The 17,222-nt window shown below is 70.6% G+C and carries 17 protein-coding genes; 9 read left to right on the forward strand and 8 right to left on the reverse strand.

Translation table 11 applies throughout. The features are described from left to right. Window positions 1-73 precede the first annotated feature (73 nt). Window positions 74-904 (forward strand): phytanoyl-CoA dioxygenase family protein, encoded by an 831-nt coding sequence (locus tag BLU27_RS22945; protein WP_092658108.1) that lies wholly within the window; start codon window positions 74-76, stop codon window positions 902-904. A gap of 6 nt (window positions 905-910) precedes the next feature. Further along, window positions 911-2,116 (forward strand): D-mannonate dehydratase ManD, encoded by a 1,206-nt coding sequence (gene manD, locus BLU27_RS22950; protein ID WP_092655726.1) that lies wholly within the window; start codon window positions 911-913, stop codon window positions 2,114-2,116. On the opposite strand, the gene BLU27_RS22955 is transcribed toward manD, so the two are convergent. The 3 genes from BLU27_RS22955 to BLU27_RS22965 are packed head-to-tail and all read right to left on the reverse strand — an operon-like array spanning window position 2,079 to window position 4,165. Beyond that, window positions 2,079-2,972, reverse strand: a complete 894-nt coding sequence (locus tag BLU27_RS22955; RefSeq protein WP_092655727.1) for a hypothetical protein — start codon at window positions 2,970-2,972, stop codon at window positions 2,079-2,081. The two genes, manD and BLU27_RS22955, sit on opposite strands and share 38 nt — an antisense overlap. Before the next feature lie 10 nt (window positions 2,973-2,982). Then, window positions 2,983-3,822 (reverse strand): nucleotidyltransferase domain-containing protein, encoded by an 840-nt coding sequence (locus BLU27_RS22960; RefSeq protein WP_197681536.1) that lies wholly within the window; start codon window positions 3,820-3,822, stop codon window positions 2,983-2,985. Continuing rightward, window positions 3,815-4,165 carry a DUF3817 domain-containing protein gene (locus BLU27_RS22965; protein WP_092655728.1) on the reverse strand — a complete coding sequence of 117 codons (351 nt, stop codon included), beginning with the start codon at window positions 4,163-4,165 and terminating at the stop codon, window positions 3,815-3,817. Before BLU27_RS22965 ends, BLU27_RS22960 begins: the two co-directional genes overlap by 8 nt. Window positions 4,166-4,648: 483 nt before the next feature. On the opposite strand from BLU27_RS22965, the gene BLU27_RS22970 reads away from it, so the two are divergent. The 4 genes from BLU27_RS22970 (at window position 4,649) to BLU27_RS22985 (ending at window position 9,223) form a co-directional block, all read left to right on the forward strand. After that, window positions 4,649-5,449 carry an ABC transporter permease gene (locus BLU27_RS22970; RefSeq protein ID WP_092655729.1) on the forward strand — a complete coding sequence of 267 codons (801 nt, stop codon included), beginning with the start codon at window positions 4,649-4,651 and terminating at the stop codon, window positions 5,447-5,449. Continuing rightward, a complete protein-coding gene (locus BLU27_RS22975) occupies window positions 5,442-6,245 on the forward strand; it encodes an ABC transporter permease (protein ID WP_197681537.1) in 804 nt (267 codons plus the stop codon). The genes BLU27_RS22970 and BLU27_RS22975 overlap by 8 nt, the downstream gene beginning before the upstream one ends. Window positions 6,246-6,247: 2 nt before the next feature. After that, entirely contained in the window at window positions 6,248-7,351 is a 1,104-nt protein-coding gene (locus BLU27_RS22980) for an ABC transporter ATP-binding protein (RefSeq protein WP_092655730.1), read from the forward strand. Between the two features lie 180 nt (window positions 7,352-7,531). Further along, window positions 7,532-9,223 (forward strand): substrate-binding domain-containing protein, encoded by a 1,692-nt coding sequence (locus BLU27_RS22985; protein ID WP_092655731.1) that lies wholly within the window; start codon window positions 7,532-7,534, stop codon window positions 9,221-9,223. Here the strand turns inward: BLU27_RS22985 and BLU27_RS22990 are convergent. Further along, window positions 9,177-10,046 (reverse strand): TrmH family RNA methyltransferase, encoded by an 870-nt coding sequence (locus tag BLU27_RS22990; protein WP_092655732.1) that lies wholly within the window; start codon window positions 10,044-10,046, stop codon window positions 9,177-9,179. The genes BLU27_RS22985 and BLU27_RS22990 overlap by 47 nt on opposite strands. A 260-nt stretch (window positions 10,047-10,306) precedes the next feature. On the opposite strand from BLU27_RS22990, the gene fdhD reads away from it, so the two are divergent. After that, the gene (fdhD, locus tag BLU27_RS22995) at window positions 10,307-11,161 is read left to right on the forward strand and encodes a formate dehydrogenase accessory sulfurtransferase FdhD (RefSeq protein ID WP_092655733.1); all 855 of its coding nucleotides are present in this window, start codon (window positions 10,307-10,309) and stop codon (window positions 11,159-11,161) included. A 63-nt stretch (window positions 11,162-11,224) separates the two neighbouring features. Here the strand turns inward: fdhD and BLU27_RS23000 are convergent, their stop codons facing one another. From BLU27_RS23000 to BLU27_RS23010, 3 genes are read right to left on the reverse strand one after another with little or no spacing between them, the layout of a single operon-like run. After that, on the reverse strand, window positions 11,225-12,748 hold the full coding sequence (locus BLU27_RS23000; RefSeq protein ID WP_092655734.1) for a tripartite tricarboxylate transporter permease: 1,524 nt from the start codon (window positions 12,746-12,748) through the stop codon (window positions 11,225-11,227). Continuing rightward, window positions 12,749-13,252 (reverse strand): tripartite tricarboxylate transporter TctB family protein, encoded by a 504-nt coding sequence (locus BLU27_RS23005; protein ID WP_092655735.1) that lies wholly within the window; start codon window positions 13,250-13,252, stop codon window positions 12,749-12,751. Next, window positions 13,249-14,247: a Bug family tripartite tricarboxylate transporter substrate binding protein gene (locus BLU27_RS23010; protein ID WP_092655736.1), complete on the reverse strand. Its 999-nt coding sequence runs from the start codon at window positions 14,245-14,247 to the stop codon at window positions 13,249-13,251. The genes BLU27_RS23005 and BLU27_RS23010 overlap by 4 nt, the downstream gene beginning before the upstream one ends. Before the next feature lie 106 nt (window positions 14,248-14,353). Here BLU27_RS23010 and BLU27_RS23015 point away from each other — a divergent pair, with 106 nt between their 5' ends. Continuing rightward, the gene (locus BLU27_RS23015) at window positions 14,354-16,012 is read left to right on the forward strand and encodes a sensor histidine kinase (protein ID WP_092655737.1); all 1,659 of its coding nucleotides are present in this window, start codon (window positions 14,354-14,356) and stop codon (window positions 16,010-16,012) included. Further along, complete coding sequence (locus BLU27_RS23020; RefSeq protein ID WP_092655738.1) at window positions 16,009-16,683, forward strand: response regulator; 675 nt, start codon at window positions 16,009-16,011, stop codon at window positions 16,681-16,683. Before BLU27_RS23015 ends, BLU27_RS23020 begins: the two co-directional genes overlap by 4 nt. Window positions 16,684-16,704: 21 nt before the next feature. On the opposite strand, the gene BLU27_RS23025 is transcribed toward BLU27_RS23020, so the two are convergent. Further along, window positions 16,705-17,193, reverse strand: a complete 489-nt coding sequence (locus BLU27_RS23025; RefSeq protein ID WP_092655739.1) for a GNAT family N-acetyltransferase — start codon at window positions 17,191-17,193, stop codon at window positions 16,705-16,707. Window positions 17,194-17,222: the final 29 nt, after the last annotated feature.

Raw genomic sequence — 17,222 nt, forward strand, 5'->3', positions numbered from 1 at the left:
GGCCGGCGAGGTGCGACTCCCGGCTCACCTTCGTACGGTGGAAGGGATCCCCGAACGCTGCCAGGGAGGCATCGTGACCACCGTCGTGGAAACACCCCAGGTTCTGAGTGACGCAGAGATCACGCAGTTCTGGGAGCAGGGTTATCTCCTCGTGCGCGGAGCAATCTCCCGGGAGGAGGCGGCCCACTACCGCGACCACATCCTGGACATGATTCCGCGCAACCTCGCCTTGCCCGAGCACTGGCACTCCGCCGCGGGCCGGATCAAGCCGATGCGCAACGCCCACGACCACACCTTCGACACACCGGAACTCCTGCCGCTGTGGGCGAACGAGAAGCTGTACCACGTCGCCGCGCAACTGCTGGAGTCGACGCGGCTGCGGGTGCTGGACGGTTCGCTCGGCATCACCCTGCGCAACGACAGCGACCGGGACCGCGCGCTCAGCCAGACGCTGCACATCGACGCGTCGGTGCCGACCGACATCGACCAGTTCCTGTTCTCGCTGGCCGAGGTGCAGATCGGCGGCTGCTTCTACTTCACCGACGTACTCCCGAACGGCGGCGGCATCCACGTCGTACCCGGCGGTCACCGGATCGTGGAGGAGGAGGCCCGCGCCCACCCGCAGGGCCGGCACCTGTACGACAACTGGAAGCGCATCACCCACCTGGAAAGCGTCGAGGTCACCGGCGAGGCCGGCGACTTCGCGCTGCTGCACCATCTGATGCCGCACGGCGCGTCGCACAACCGCCGGTCCACGCCGCGGGTGGCGCAGTTCCTGCGGTGGGTACGCGAGGACCAGCCGCATGGCGCGGGCAAGGCGCCGGAGCCGGGCCGGTACGGCGCACGCCAGCTGGAGGCGGCCGGTCCCCTCGGCCGCAAGCTGCTCGGCGTCGAGCCCTGGTAGGCCGGCATGAGGATCACCGGTGCCCGGGTGATCGTGACCTCACCCGGGCGGAACTTCGTCACGTTGAAGGTCGAGACCGACGAGGGCGTCCACGGCATCGGGGACGGCACTCTCAACGGCCGTGAGCTCGCCGTGGCGTCCTACCTCGCCGACCACGTGGTGCCCATGCTGGAAGGCCGCGACCCGGCCGACATCGAGGACACCTGGCAACTGCTCTACAAGGGCGCGTACTGGCGGCGTGGCCCGGTGACGATGGCCGCGATCGCCGCCGTGGACATGGCGTTGTGGGACATCAAGGGGAAGGTCCTCGGCACCCCGGTCCACAACCTGCTCGGCGGCCGGTCGAGGCGCGGCGTGCTGTGTTACGCCCACGCCTCCGGCCGGACGATCGAGGACACCGTGGAGCAGGTGCTCCGGCTGCGGGAGGAGGGCTACCGTGCGATCCGGGCGCAGTGCGTCGTGCCCGGCATCGACAACATGTACGGCACGCCGCGCGGCGACGTGTCCGGACAGCGGCCCGACCTGCCGTTCGTCGAGGACGGCTGGGCGAGTGAGAAGTACCTCCGATTCGCGCCCGAACTGTTCGCCCGGATCCGGGAGGCTGTCGGCTTCGACGTCCACCTGCTGCACGATGCTCACCACCGGCTGACCCCGGCCGAGGCGGGCTGGCTGGGCCGGCGACTGGAGGACCACCAGCTGTTCTGGCTGGAGGACGCCGTACCCGCCGAACTGCAGGAGAGCTTCCGGGTGATCCGGCAGCACACCACCACCCCGCTGGCGGTGGGCGAGGTGTTCAACTCGCTGTACGACTGTCACCAGCTGATCCGCGAACAGCTGATCGACTACATCCGGGCCAGCGTCGTGCACGCGGGCGGGATCACCCACCTGCGCAAGATCGCGCACTTCGCCGAGCCGTACCACGTCCGTACCGGGTGCCACGGCGCCGCCGACCTGTCGCCGGTCTCGATGGCGGCCGCGCTGCACTTCGGCCTGGCCACCCACAACGCGGCGATCCAGGAGTACGGCCACCACAGCGAGGAGACGCTCGAGGTCTTCCCGCGTGCCTGGTCGTTTGCCGACGGCTACCTTCACCCCGGTGAGGCGCCCGGACTGGGCGTGGACATCGACGAGGGTCTCGCCGCGAAGTACGAGTACCAGCGCGGCTACCTGCCGGTCAGCCGCCGGGTGGACGGCACCGTCGGGAGCTGGTGAGCTCCGCCTCGGTGGCTTCGGCTCGAGCCGGGGCTCGGTCCTGAGCCTCGGCTTCGACCCACCCGGCCAGCCGGTCGGGTGGGTCGAAGCCCCACATCGCGGCGAGCGCGCGCCACAGCCGGTCCCCCAGCGCCCACGCGGAGTCGTACGCCCGGGCGAGGTCGGCCGGCTCGGTGCGGGCGGAGACACGCCCCAGGGCCTCGACCACCTCCGGGGCCAGGTCCCGTTCGGCCAGCCGGGACGGCGTGAGCCATCGCCCGGTGGCGTCACCGGACAGCCGGGCCATCCACAACAGCTCGCGGCGTACGTGCGCGAGCGCGTCCTGGGAACGTTCCCACTCACCTCGGCCCGAGACGTTGTGGCCGAGCACCCACCAGTTGGCGAACCGCCCGCAGACCTGCGCAACCTCCGCCGCGGTGCCCGGCACGCGTGGATCTTCGGGGAGTGCCGCCACCGCGGGCGTCAGCGCGCCGTCCCGGTCCAGCACCACCATCGCCTCCACCGGCGCGCCCCGCGCCGGCCAGCCGCGTACGACGTCGACATCCGCGGCCGGCCACACGTGCACCTCCACACGTACCAGCCCGGCGTGCACCGCGACCCAGGCGCCGAACTCGTTGCGCACCAGCAGCGCCGGGTCACCGACCTCGCACAGCCACTTCGGCGGGTGCTCGAGGTGGTCGGCGGCCGACTGCTCGTCCGCCACGAACACCCAGTACTCCACGTCCGACCACGCGTCGCCCAGCCCGGCCGGCCGGGATCCGTAGGTGAGCGCGGCGCGAACCCGCTCGTCGGCAGTGAACGCCGCGCGGTACGCCGCGTCGAGCGCGTCCTGCCGCGAAGTGGCCGAAGAAGACATGGAGCCGGCGTCAGCCGCCGCGGACGTCGGCGAGCAGTCGCTCGGCGTCGTCCAGCCGGGCGGTGAGTTCGGCAGGCGTGGCGCCGATCCGGCCGCACAGCACCTGGGCACGGGCCGTGAACTCGGCCGGTGCGCCCGGCAGCCGGCCGGCCGCGGCGACCAGGCCCTTCTCGTTCAGCACCCACCGGCCGGCACGGGCGTGCAGCGCGTGCGCCATGATGCCGACCGCCCGCAGCACGCACATCGCGACGTACGCCGCGTCGCCGCGCCCGGTCGCCTTGCGAGCCACCGCGAGGCTGAAGTCCGCCTCCCACAGCCAGCCGACGAGCGCGTCGCGCAGTGGTTCGGGATACCGCGCGGCGGCCTGCCGGAGCCGGCCCACCTCGCCGGTCGGGTCGGCGACGACGACCGCGGTCGCGAGCTCCCCGACGTAGGTCGTACTGAGGAATCCGAACGGGTGACCCGGCTGGTGGTGCAGTCCGAACTCCCCGCGCCGGGCTCGTTCCCATTCGTGGGTGACCCGGTCCAGGTCGCGGAGGATCCAGTCCACGGGGCCTGAGTCGGTGGACAGCCATGCGCCGCCGTTCACCCACGGCCCCCACCCACCTGGCGGAGCGACCTCGGTGGGCCGGCCGGAGAGCGTGGTCGCCAGGTCGGCCAGCGCCGAGACGTCGAGGGGTTCTCGGTAGTAGAGGCCGAGATCGAGGTCGGAGGTGGCGTCGGCGGTTCCGCTGGCGTGGCTGCCGCCCACCACCACCGCGACCACGCCCTTCACCTCGACCAGCGCCCGCGCGTGCGTACGCGCCGTCGCCATCGGATCCACGGCGGCGGCGAAGGACGGCTCAGTCACCCGCGCCGACCCGCTCGCTCCGCCGGTCGCCCTCACGGCCGCCGGTGCCCCGGCCGCGCTGGACGTCGGCGACGATCCTGCGCTCGGCGAAGAACGCCGCGAAGGGAATCGTCCCCGCCAGCATCACCACCAGCATGCGCACCGGCCGCCACCGCAGCGAGAACCCCAGCAGCAGGACCACCACGACGTAGACCATGTAGAGGAAGCCGTGCAGCTGGCCGATCACCATGGTCGGGCCGGGAGTGTCCGCGAAGTACTTCAGCGGCATCGCGACCAGCACCAGCGCGAGCAGCACGACACCGGTGACGTAGGACATGACCCGGTAGACAGTCAGCAGGGGCATGGCGGAACCTTCGTGAGCTGGTGGCTCGCGGCGGCCGGGGGACGCACCGCGCACGAACGGGACCCTGCCTGCATATCACGGGGACCTCACCGCCGGAATCACCGCCTCGGGCGGGCGCCGCGGGAAGTTCGCCGGAGTTCTGACGCGCAGGTTCGCCACGGCGGTCCGGCGAATATCCCTTCCCGTCCCGGCCGGTGCCGGTTATGCTGTCTGGCCGCCAAAATCCCGGTCTGCCCCCGGTCTGGCCATCGTCAGCCCAGCGGCCGGTCACATCCGCCCCCAGCTCCACCCCCGGTCATGACCGCTGCGGGGGAAGTTCGACGTGCCCAGCGCACCGCCCGCCCTCGTCGCGGACCGTGCCGTCCCAGGTCCACCCCAAGCGCGAGCAACTGCCCGCGCTGCTCCCCGCGTGCCAAAGACGCGCCCCCTCCGCGCGCTCTGCCCGTCCCACGCATGCCGCCCGTCGAAGGGAGCCGCCCCCTCATGAGGGTCTATGCCGCGATCGCGTGGCGTACCTTCCGCCGATACTCGACCTACCGCGCCGCCACCGCCGCCGGCGTCTTCACCAACACCGTCTTCGGCTTCATCATGGCGTTCACCTACATCGCGTTGTGGCGCGCCCGGCCCTCTCTCGGCGGGTACGACGTGACCGACGCGGTGACCTACGTCTGGCTCGGCCAGTCCCTCGGCATGGTCGGTGCGCTGTGGGGCGGCGGGTTCCGGGAGGAGCTCGCCGAGCGCATCCGCACCGGCGACATCGCCGTCGACCTCTACCGCCCGGTCGACCTGCAGGCGTGGTGGCTCGCGAGCGACCTGGGCCGGGCCGCGTTCCACCTGCTCGGCCGGGGCATCGGCCCGACCCTGGTGGGCGCGTTCGCGTTCACCCTCAACGTCCCCGGCGACCTGGCGACCTGGCTGGCGTTCCTGCTCTCTGTCTTCCTGGGCGCGGTGGTCTGCTTCAGCCTCAACTACCTGTTCACCCTGGCCGGCTTCTGGCTGATGGACGCGCGCGGTGTGCACCAGCTGGCCGGGGTGCTGGCGATGTTCTTCTCCGGCATGTTGCTGCCGCTGAACGTCTTCCCCGGCTGGCTGGGCGACCTGGCCCGGGCACTGCCGTGGTCGTCGGCGCTGCAGATCCCGGCCGACGTGTTCCTCGGCAAGCGTCAGGGCTCGGCGCTGGTCCTCGTCCTCGCCTTCCAGGCGGGCTGGGGGCTGGTGCTCTGGCTGGCCGGACGGGCACTCACGCAGCTCGCCACGCGGAAGGTGGTGGTCCAGGGTGGGTGACGCCCTGCGGGCGTACGGCTGGATCGTCGCGATGTGGGTGCGCTCCACGATGGTCTACCGGGCGTCGTTCGCCATGCTCACCGTCGGGCAGTTCGTGGTGACCGGCTTCGACTTCGTGGCGATCTTCATCATGTTCGTGCACACCGACACCCTCGGCGGGTTCGACCTGCCCGAGGTCGCCTTCCTCTACGCCACCTCCGGGGTGGCGATGGGCACCGCCGACCTGCTGGTGGGCAGCATCGAACGCCTGGGCCGGCGGATCCGGGACGGCTCCCTCGACGTGATGCTGATCCGGCCGGTGCCGACGTTCGTCCAGGCCGCCGCCGACGACTTCGCGCTGCGCCGGCTCGGGCGGATCACCCAGAGCGCGCTGGTGTTCGGCTGGGCGATGGTCGCGGTCGACGTGCACTGGACGTGGGACCGGATCGTTCTGATACCGGTCATGCTGGTCAGCGGCACCGTCATCTTCGCCGCGATCTTCGTCCTCGGCGCCGCGTTCCAGTTCGCCGCGACCGACGCCGCCGAGGTTGCCAACGCCTTCACCTACGGCGGCAACTTCCTGACGCAGTACCCTCCGACGATCTTCGCCAAGGACCTGCTCCGGGCGGCGACGTTCGGCATCCCGCTGGCGTTCGTCAACTGGCTGCCGGCACTGCACGTCCTCGGCCACCCCGACCCGCTCGGGCTGCCGAAGGGCTTCCAGTTCGCCTCGCCGCTGGCCGCGGCAGTCCTCGCCCTCGTCGCCGCGCTGGCCTGGCGGGCCGGCCTGCGCAGCTATCGCAGCACCGGGAGCTGACCATGACACCACGGACCACACGTTCGGACCAGCCGTCCCTCACGACCACAGCCGCGTCCACGGCCGCACCCACGAACGCCGTGCCCACGAACGCCGTGCCCACGAACGCCTTGCCCACCAGTGCCGCCACCCAGGAGCCCGCCGCCGACGGTCCGCTGATCGAGGTGCGGGACGTGCGGAAGACGTTCGCCGTACGACGTCGTGCCGGCCGGCTGCGGCGTACCCGGTCGGAGGTGCACGCGGTCGCCGGGCTGTCCTTCGAGGTGGCCGCCGGGGAGATGGTCGGCTACATCGGGCCCAACGGAGCCGGCAAGTCGACCACGATCAAGATGCTCACCGGCATTCTCGTACCCACCGCCGGCACGTTGCGCGTCGCCGGCATCGAGCCGTCGCGCGACCGGATCCGGCTGGCCCGGCGGATCGGCGTCGTGTTCGGCCAGCGCACCACCCTGTGGTGGGACCTGCCGCTGCGGGACAGCTTCGGCCTGCTGCGGCGGATCTACAAGATCCCGGACGCGCGCTACCACGAGAACCTCGACCACTACGTCGGCCTGCTCGAGCTCGGTCCGCTGCTCGACGTGCCCGTACGCCAGCTCTCCCTCGGCCAGCGCATGCGGGGCGACATCGCCGCCGCGCTGCTGCACGACCCGGAGGTCGTCTACCTCGACGAACCCACCATCGGGCTGGACATCGTGAGCAAGGCCAAGGTGCGGGAGTTCCTGCGCGACCTCAACCGTGAACGCGGCACCACCGTCCTGCTGACCACTCACGACCTCACCGACATCGAGCAACTGTGTTCGCGGGTGATGGTGATCGACCACGGGCGGGTGATGTACGACGGGAGCCTGCCGGGGCTGCACGGCCTCGGCGAGAGCGAACGCACCCTCGTGGTCGACCTCGCCGAGCCGGGCCCGCCGATCGAGGTGGACGGGGCGAGCGTGGTCCGGGTGGACGGCCCACGGCAGTGGCTGGCCTTCCCCGCGGCGACCAGCGCCGCCCCCCTGGTGGCGTCGATCGCCGCGCGCTACCCCCTGGCAGACCTGTCGATCCAGGAGCCCGCGATCGAGTCGGTGATCGCCCGGATGTACGCCGCCGGCGAGGCCTGAGCGGGGACATGAGTCGGACCCGAGCGGGGTCCGGCACAGGCACCCACCACGTCGTCGTCGCGGTACGCACCCGGTTCGACACGTCTGGTAGCGCTTCGTCCCATAGCGGATGAGGCTCGCCGATCGGAGCGGGTTTTCCGGTAATGTCCCGCCCACTCGGGGTGGAGAGGGAGCAGCGCTATGCCCGGTCGTCATGCCGCCGCAGACCTGCGACCCCGCCGTCACCACGGGCGAGGTCGAGGTCTGCTCGTACTCGTCGTCGCCTGTGCGTTGATCATTCCGGCGGCGGTCTTCCTCGGTGTCCGCGAGTTCGGTGCGTCCGCGAGCAGCACGCCGGCTGCCTGCAAGGGCACCATGCGTGTCCGGATCGCGGCCGCACCCGAGATGGTCGCGCCGCTGAAGGCGGTGGCCGCCCGCGTCGAGAAGGACAGGGTGCCGATCGGCGGCGCATGTCTGACGTTCGGGGTCACGGCGGCAAGCTCGCGCGACATGTTCACCCGGTTGTCCAGCGAGACCGCGGGTGCCATCGCGAACTCCCCCGACCTGTGGGTACCGGACACGTTCGAGTGGATTGCCCGTACCGGCATCCCGCCGTCCCGGGTGCTCGCACTGAGCCCGTCGCTGGCCGCGTCCCCGATGGTTCTCGCCACCACCCAGGCACAGGCGGAGAAGCTCGGCGGCGACGCGGACAACTGGTCGACGCTGGCCACCAGCGGGCACATGGCGGTGGCGGACGCGGAGCGGTCCGGCGTCGCCCTGAGCGCACTGCTCGGCGTGCGGCGCTCGGTGACCGGCGAGGCCGAGGAGGCCCGGTCCAAGCTCGGCACGGTACTCATCAAACTGGCCAAGGATCGCGTCGACGACCTCGACCGCGAACTCGCCCAGGCAGCCACCGAGGCCGGCCTGCAGCGAGGTGTCCCCACCAGTGAGCAACAGGTGCTGAGCTTCACCCGGGAACACGCAGACACCGACGTCGTGGCGGTCGCGCCGAAGAACGGCACGGTCCTCCTCGACTACCCCCTCGTCGCGATCCGCCACGGCGGGGCCCGCACCAACCAGATCGCCGCCGCCGGTGCCGCGCTCGCCCGGTTCGCCGACGCCCCGCAGGGCCGGGAGACGTTCCGCAAGGCGGGGTTCCGCGACTACCGCGACCTCGCCCCACCCGTCAAGAACTCCGACGTCGGCACGGTCAAGGTGCTCCCGCCGGTCACGCTGCACGACGCCGACGACGTTCTGCGCAGCTGGGCCGCGCTCAGCCTGCAGTCGCGGCTGCTCGCCGTCGTCGACGTGTCCGGTTCGATGGCCGAGGCGGCCGGCAGCCGGAGCCGGATCGAACTGGCCCGTGACGCCGCCGGCACCGCGCTCAGTTACTTCCCCGACGGGGGCGAGGTCGGACTGTGGGAGTTCTCCGAACTCCGCGACGGCACCCGCGACTACCGCGAGCTCGCGAAGACCGCCGAACTGTCTGCCGCACACCGTGCCGAGCTGGCGAAGGTGCTGGCGAAGCTGCCCAGCCAGGTCAGCGGCGGCACCGGCCTCTACGACACGTTCCTGGCCGCCTACCGCACCGCGCAGAACGGCTACGACGACTCCAAGGTCAACTCCGTGGTGCTGCTCACCGACGGCAAGGACGAGGACCGTACGGGCGTCTCCCTGACCCAGCTGCTCAACACGCTGAAGACGGAGGCCGACCCGGCTCGCCCGATCGCGGTCGTCCTGGTCGGCATCGGCCCGCAGGCCGACCTCGCCTCGCTCGGCAAGATCGCGGACGCGACCGGCGGCCGGGCCTACCGCGCGCGCGACCCCAAGGACATGGAGGGCATCGTCATCGACGCGCTGCTGCGCCGCCAGTGCGGGGCGACCTGCAACTAGCGTCTGTCCTGGGGCCCCCTCCTGGGGTACTCCTGCGCGCCTCGTACAGCAGCAGCGCCGCCGACACCGAGACGTTCAGCGAGTCGGCGGTCCCGAACATCGGGATCGACACCGGCCGGACCCTTGCCGCGTACCACGCCGAGGAGACGCCGCGTCCTTCCGAGCCCACGACGACGGCCGTCCGCGGGCCGGACAGGTCGCCCGCGCGGTAGTCGCGGGTCGCTCCGGGCTCGGCGACCACGACGGTGAAGCCACACCGGTCCAGCCAGGCCGAGGCCGCCGCCGGGTCGGGAAACTCCACCAGCGGCACGGTGAGCACGGTCCCCCGGCTCGCCACGAACACCCTGGGATGGTTGGGCCGGACCTGCCGGCGCACCAGCACAACACAGTCGGCGCTGCACGCGTCGGCGGTCCGGACCAGCGTGCCGAGATTCCCGGCGTACTCGATGCCGTCGGCCACGACCACCAGCGCCGAGCTGCCGAACTCCAGCTCCGCCGCGGTCCGGCGCGGCAACCGTGCCAGGGCGAGCAGGCCGTCGGGGCGGGCCCGGCCGCACAGCCGGGTGAGCACCCTGGGACCGATCTCGTACGCCGTCGCAGCACGCGCACGCAGGACGTCCGCGCACCGGCGCGCCGCCCGCGTACGAACCAGCTCCGGGCACCACAGGAAGGTCTGCACCGGCGTCCGCGCGGCCAGCAGCTGCTCGTGCGCCCACGTCCCCTCGACCACCACGTGGTCCTCGTCGGGTGGCGCGGTGTTCCGCGCGGCGGCCAGGAAGGGACGCAGGCAGGGGTGGTGGAGGCCGACGCGTTGCGGCGTCATCGCGATGCTCCCGGGAGGAGTGGCCGCGACGACGCGCGGCCACGGAAGGTGGAGAGACGGGGAAGTTCGGGCGGACCGAGTGACGCCGGCTCGACGCCGGGACGGTCCGTCCGGAGGTCGCCGGCCGCTACGGCCGGGCTGTCGGCCGTCAGGGCCGGGCGGTCACGCGGGCGCTACCCGCGGCGCATCTCCACGTCCCCGACCATAGGCCGGGGTGTACCGGTGGGTCATCAGGTTTTGCGCGGGGCGAGGATGGGGTCATGAGTCTCCCTACCCGGCGACCGGGCAGCACGGTGCGAGTACGCGTCCGCGAGGTCGACGGTGCCACGGTCCGCGGCCGCGCCGACGTGGTGGCGACCGAGGAGCCACTGGAGATCCGGGTCGGCTGGCCGGGAGCGGCCCCGCGGTCGCTGGTGGTCACCATGCGCACGCCGGGTGCCGACTTCGAGCTGGCCGCGGGCTTCTTGCGGTCGGAGGGGTTGCTGACCGATCCCGACGACGTGGTACGACTGGCGTACTGCACGGATCCGACGCTGCGCTCCGAGCAGCGCTACAACGTCGTCACCGCCGACCTGGCACGCCCGCTGCCCGATGCTCCGACCGCCAGGTACGGCGCGGCCACCTCGGCCTGCGGCGTGTGCGGCAAGGAGAGCCTGGACGAGCTCGAACTCCGCGGGTGCTCGTCCGTCGCTCCCGGACCGGAGCTGGACTCGGCCCTGCTGTGCGCGCTGCCCGACCGGCTCCGCGAGGCGCAGAACGTGTTCAGCCGGACCGGCGGGCTGCACGCGGCCGGGTTGTTCACCGCCGACGGAACGCTGGTGCGCGCCCGCGAGGACATCGGCCGGCACAACGCGGTGGACAAGGTGGTCGGCTGGGCGTTCCTCGAACGCCGGCTGCCGCTGGCCGGCCACATCCTGGTCACCAGCGGCCGGGCGGGATACGAGATCTGCCAGAAGGCGCTCGCGGCCGGCATCCCGTTCGTGGCGGCGGTCGGCGCACCGTCCAGCCTCGCGGTGGACCTGGCCGAGCGGTTCGGGATGACGTTGGTCGGGTTCCTGCGCGGTGAGCGCTACGTCGCCTACACCCACCCCGAACGTCTCGCCGAACTCCGCTGAACCGCCCGGCCGGCCAAGCGACCCGGCTGTCCGATTCGCGTGATCATCTATCGACTGGCTTGTTCAGCTGCGGCCGGCTTGTTCTGCAGCGGCCGGCTTGTTCAGCAGCGGCTGGACGACGTAACGCCGAAGACACGGCCCGACCAGGATGATGCCGATCAGCGCGTAGATGATGAACGACACCGGCCCGCCGATCAGACCGGACAGGTCGCCACCCGACAGTTGGAGGGCCATCCGTCCCTGTCGTTCGGCGATCGGACCGAGAATGACGCCGACGATGAGCGGCAACACCGGAAGCCCGAAGCGGCGCATGGCGAAGCCCAGAATTCCCAACACCAGCAGGAGAAACAGGTCGAAGGGCTGGGCGTTCACGGCGTAGGCACCCATCGAGGCGAAGAAGAGGATACCCGCGTAGAGATACGGTCGCGGAATGCGCAACAGCCGTGCCCACAGCGGCGCCAGCGGCAGGTTGAGCACCAGCAGCATCAGGTTTCCGACGAACAGGCTCGCGATCAGGGTCCACACCAGAGCGGATTCGCGCTGGAACAACAACGGACCCGGCTGGATCCCGTACGACTGGAAGGCCGCCAGCATGACCGCCGCCGTGGCGTTGGTGGGCAGCCCGATCGCCAGCATGGGCACGAGCGTGCCGGCTGCCGAAGCGTTGTTCGCCGCCTCCGGACCGGCAACCCCTTCGATGGCACCCTTGCCGAACTCCTCCGGATGCCTGGTGAGTTTGCGTTCGGTGACGTACGACAGGAAGGTGGGGATCTCCGCACCGCCCGCCGGTAGTGCGCCGAACGGGAAACCTATCGCGGCGCCACGCAGCCAGGGCTTCCAGGATCGGCCCCAGTCCTGCCGGCCCATCCATGGCTGACCGACCGACACGACCTCCCCGGCCGTACGGCGCAGGTGTGCGGCGACCCACAGCACCTCACCGACGGCGAAGATGCCGACCGCGATCACCACGACGTCGAGACCGTCGGCCAGCAAGGGAGAGCCCAGCGTCAACCGTTGCTGGCCGGTGACCTGGTCGATGCCGACCAGGCCGATGACCAGGCCGAGCAACAACGACGCGAATCCTCGCACCCGGGAGCGCCCGATCACGGCGGTGACCGCGATGAACGCGAGTACCACGATCGCCAGGTAGTCGGGCGCGCCGAGGCTGATCGCGAACGCCACCACAAGAGGCGCGACGAGAACGAGCAGCAGGGTGCCGATCGTCCCTGCGACGAACGAGCCGATGGCCGCCGTCGCGAGGGCCTGCGCCGCCCTCCCGGCCTTGGCCATCTTGTTGCCCTCGATCGCGGTGACCACCGACGACGACTCACCGGGCGTGTTCAACAGGATGGAGGTCGTCGAGCCGCCGTACATGCCGCCGTAGAAGATGCCGGCGAACATGATGAGCGCCTGCGTCGGGTCCATGCCGTACGTGATCGGCAACAACATGGCGACGGTCATCGCCGGACCGACGCCCGGAAGCACGCCGACGGCCGTGCCCACCGTCACCCCGATCAGAGCGATCAGCAGGTTCGCCGGGGTCACGACGTGCGCGAAGCCGGTCAGTAGCTCAGTCAGGTTGCCCATCTACAGGATCCCCCGCAGAATTCCGGCCGGCAGGTTGACGCCCAGCCCGATCGCGAACGCATAGAAGCTGACAAGCGACAGCGCGACTCCGAACGCGAGAGCGATGACGTAGCGCCTGCTGCCGAGGGCGAGAGCCGAACCCCAGAACAGCAACGCCCCGCTGATCACCCAGCCGAGCCGGTCGATCAGCAGCGCGTTGGCGACGAAGATGCCGATCAGGGCAAGCACCGATCGCCAGCCGATCTTCGCGGTGAGATCGACGTCCTCGCCGCCCTCCTGCTCGCCGGTGCCGCCCCTGGCCACGTCGATCGCGTACACCACGGCGACGACCAGCAGCAGTACGCCGAGCAGAGTCGGCACCGGACGCGGACCGACAGGGTCGTTGCTGCTCGTCGCGCTGCCGATGCGGCTGGCGTCGACGACCACCGCCGTACCCGCCAGGGCGAGGAACGCGCACACCCCGTACTGTGCGCGATCCGGCCGCTGTTCGTTCGTCTGGTTCATGCCAGCCCGAGCCTCGACAGGGTGTCGGCGACCGTCTGGTCCTGTTTCCTGAGGAAGGTGCCGAACTCGTCGCCGGTGACGTAGGCGTCGGTCCAGCCGTACTTCTTCTCCTGGTCCTTCCAGTCCTGCGTGCCGTGCATCTTCGTCAGGGCGTCGACCCAGACCTGGCGCTCCTCGTCGGAGATCCCTGGTGGGGCGACGATCCCGCGCCAGTTCGTGAACACGAGGTCGATGCCCGCGCTCTTCAGCGTCGGCGCGTCCTTGATCGCCTCGACCGGCTTCTCACTGGTCACCGCGAGGACCCGGATCTGGCCCGCCTCGATCTGGTCGAGGAACTCGCCGACACCACTCGCTCCGAAGGCGATCTTGTCGCCGAGGAGGGCAGGCAGCAACTCGCCGCCGCCGTCGTACGTGACGTAGTTGACCTTCTTGGGATCGATGCCCACCGCCTTGGCCAGTTGCATCGGCAGCAGGTGATCCGGCCCGCCGGGCGAGGAGCCGCCGCCGACTGCGACGCGCTTGGGATCTGCCTTCCAGGCGGTGACGAGATCGTCGATCGTCTGGTACGGCGAGTCCTTGGGAACCACGATGGCGCCCGCCTCCTCGATGAGCTTGGCGATCGGCGTGGTGTCGGTGAGCTTCGCCTTCGACTTCTGGGTGTACGACGCACCGACGACGCCAAGCCCCATCTGCATGGCGAGCTTGCCGTTGCCCTTCTCGTTGACCGTGCGCTGCAGACCGACCACGCCGCCGGCACCTTCGAGGTTGAACACGTTGACCCCGGTGGCGATCTTGTTGTCCTCCATCACCTTGGCAACGGTCCGGGCCGTGATGTCGTAGCCGCCGCCGGGGCTGTTGGGGACCATGATCCGCAGATCGCCGACCGGTCCGTCGGCCTTCTCGCCTTGCTGCTTGTCCGCCGTAACGCCGCAGGCACTGGCCGCGAGCACCGCGGCAGCCACAGCGCCGGCGAACAGGCCCCTTCGAAGTTTCATCGCGGTTTCTCTTTCGTTTCGTCGGACTCAGGCGCGATGATGGTGGCTCTTCAGCGGGTGGCCGTCCACCGTTGTGTCACTTGCGAAGGTTGTGTTCATTGTGGTCATGAGGTCCCGCCGCCCCTCCCTGGCGGGCCAGTTGCTGGCTCTGCAGCTCGTGATCATCGTCCTCGTCCTGGTGGCGGTCGCCGCGTTGTCACTCGCCCAGTCCGCGGCGACGTTCAACCGTGTCGAGGGCCGCCGGGTCGCCGCGCTCGCCGAGCAGCTGGCCGCCAATCCGCTGGTACGCGGCGAGCTGGTTCCCCCCGAATCCGCCGGCGCGCTCGCCACGCTCGTCCAGACCGTACAAACCCAGTCCGACGTCACGTCGGTGACCGTCGCGAACGCGCGCGGCGAGGTGGTCAGCTCCACCAATCCGCTCCTCGTCCGTACCCGGCTGCCGTTCGGCGGCCCGGACGGCAGGGTCGGACGTGGCTGGTCCGGGGAGATCGACATCGGCGGATCTCGCGAGCTGGTCGCCCAGGTGCCGGTGCTCTCGGCGCAGCGGCAGAGCCTGGGCAAGAACCTCGGCACCGTCATGATCGGGGAGGCGTCACCATCGCTGTGGGACCGCCTGGTCGGCGCTTCGTCGTACCTCGTGATCTATCTCGGCATCGCCAGCCTGATCGGGCTGGTCGGCTCCTGGCTGCTGGTGCGGCGGATCAAGCGGCAGACCTTCGGCATGGAGCCGCGAGAGATCGCCGGGCTCGCCGAGCACCGTGAGGCGATGCTCTACGGGATCGCCGAGGGTGTCATTGCGCTCGACCCACACCACTGCGTCACGCTGGCCAACGCGGTGGCCCGGACCCTGCTCGACCTGCCCGAGCGGTGCGTCGGCAAGAGCCTCGACGAGCTCTCGATCGAGGGACGGCTGCGGGACGTCCTGCTGGCGTCCGACGGCGTCGCCGAGCGGGACGAGGTCGTGTTGAGGCGAGGGCGGGTCCTGATCATGAACCGGATGACCGTCGTGAAGGACGGCCGGACGCTCGGTTCGGTGACCACCCTTCGTGACCGCACCGAGCTGGCAGAGCGGGAACGCGAGGTCGGCTCGTTCCGCAGCTCGGCTGAGCTGCTGAGGGCACAGGCCCACGAGTTCGCCAACCAACTGCACACCATCTCCGGCCTGATCCAGATCGGAGAGTACGACGAGGTGGTGCGCTACGTCGACGCGCTCAACCTGCACCGGCAGTCGCTGGACCTGACTCTCACCCAGCGGATCCAGGACCTGGCGGTCTCCGCCCTGCTGATGGCGAAGTCCGCGCACGCGGCGGAGCGCAAGATCGAGCTCCGGGTCTCCGAACGCACCTGCCTGAACCACCTGGACCCACACGACTCGGCGGACGTGGCGACCGTCGTCGGCAACCTCGTGGACAATGCTCTGGACGCCGCGGCCGACGCCGCCGGAGGCGCAGAACCCGCCTGGGTCGAGCTCGAGGTCCTGCAGGACGCGTCGAGCGTGGAGATCGTCGTGCAGGACTCCGGCCCGGGCGTGGCACCGGACCTGGCGCAGGAGGTGTTCTCGCACGGGTTCACCACCAAGGCCGCGAAGGCCGGTGAGCGAGGCATCGGGCTGGCGTTGACGCGGCGCATCTGCGTACGCCGCGGCGGAGAGATCGCGGTGACGAACACCACCGACGGCGCCAGGTTCACTGCTCGCCTGTCGATCGGTCAGCGTGCGGACAGCACCATGCACACCATCGGCATGACCGAAGGAGCGGCCCCATGATCGGCGTACTCGTCGTCGACGACGACTACCGAGTCGCACGGATCCACGACAACTTCGTCGCCAGAGTGCCCGGCTTCACCGTCGTCGGCGTGGCCCACACCGGCCGGGAGGCCATCGCCATGGCTGCCCGGCTCCGCCCCGACCTGGTACTGCTCGATCTCTACCTTCCCGACATCCACGGCCTCGACGTGATCAACCAGCTAAGGGTCGCCGGGCACGACTGCGACATGCTGGTGATCTCGGCCGCCAAGGAGGCCGCCGCGATCCGTACGTCGGTCCGGCAGGGAGCGGTCAACTACCTGCTGAAGCCGTTCGGTTTCGACGACCTTCGGCGCCGCCTGGAGCGCTATGCTGCGCAGCGGGCGGGACTGTCGCTCGCCGCGGTTCAGGACCAGACAGACGTGGACCGCATGCTTGCCAGCGCCACCTCACGGATGACCGCGACCGCGTTGCCCAAGGGGCAGAGTGCGGAGACGGCCGCACTGGTCGAGCGGGCTCTCCGCGCCGCCGACGCCGGGCTTTCCGCCGCGGAATGTGCCGACCAGGTGGGCATCTCGCGGGTGAGTGCGAGGCGGTACCTCGAGCACCTGAACGAGACCGGACATGCCGAGATCACGCTGCGCTACCAGGCGACCGGCCGACCCGAACGTCGCTACCGCTGGGTCGGCTGACCGGTGCCGGAGGTGGTTTCGTCAGCCGACCGTGAACGTCAACTGCGTGGCCGGCAGGTCTGTTTCGGGCGGCCCGATCCGCCGCCGGCCGACCTCGCCGGTCGCCACCGCCCGCACCACGTCGGGCCAGAACTGCCGGGCGGCCGCGTTCGCGTCGTAGTACTCGAGGCTCCACTCGCCCGGGTAACGGCGGAACAACGCGTGCGCCGCCGACCGGCCGACCCCGAGCCGGCGGTGCTTCGCGACGACGAAGAACTCCGCGAGGAGGTTCACCCCGTCCACGTGCCGCACCAGCGCGAACCCGGCCAGCCGGTCACCCACCAGGATGAACAGCGGCTCGCGGCCGGCCTCGACGAAGTAGTGGTCGAGGTAGCGGTAGGAGTACGTCCCGTGCGTGGACAGCTCGACGTCCCTGAGGGAGCTGAAGTCGTACAGGTAGAGCTGCAACAGGTTGGCGAGGACGGACTTGTGGGGCTCGGTCACCCGGACCAGCCGAACCGCGTCGTTCACCCGGTCAGCCTAGGGGGCCGTCCGGCGCG

This window comes from Actinopolymorpha singaporensis (assembly GCF_900104745.1).
Taxonomy (GTDB): Bacteria; Actinomycetota; Actinomycetes; order Propionibacteriales; family Actinopolymorphaceae; genus Actinopolymorpha; species Actinopolymorpha singaporensis.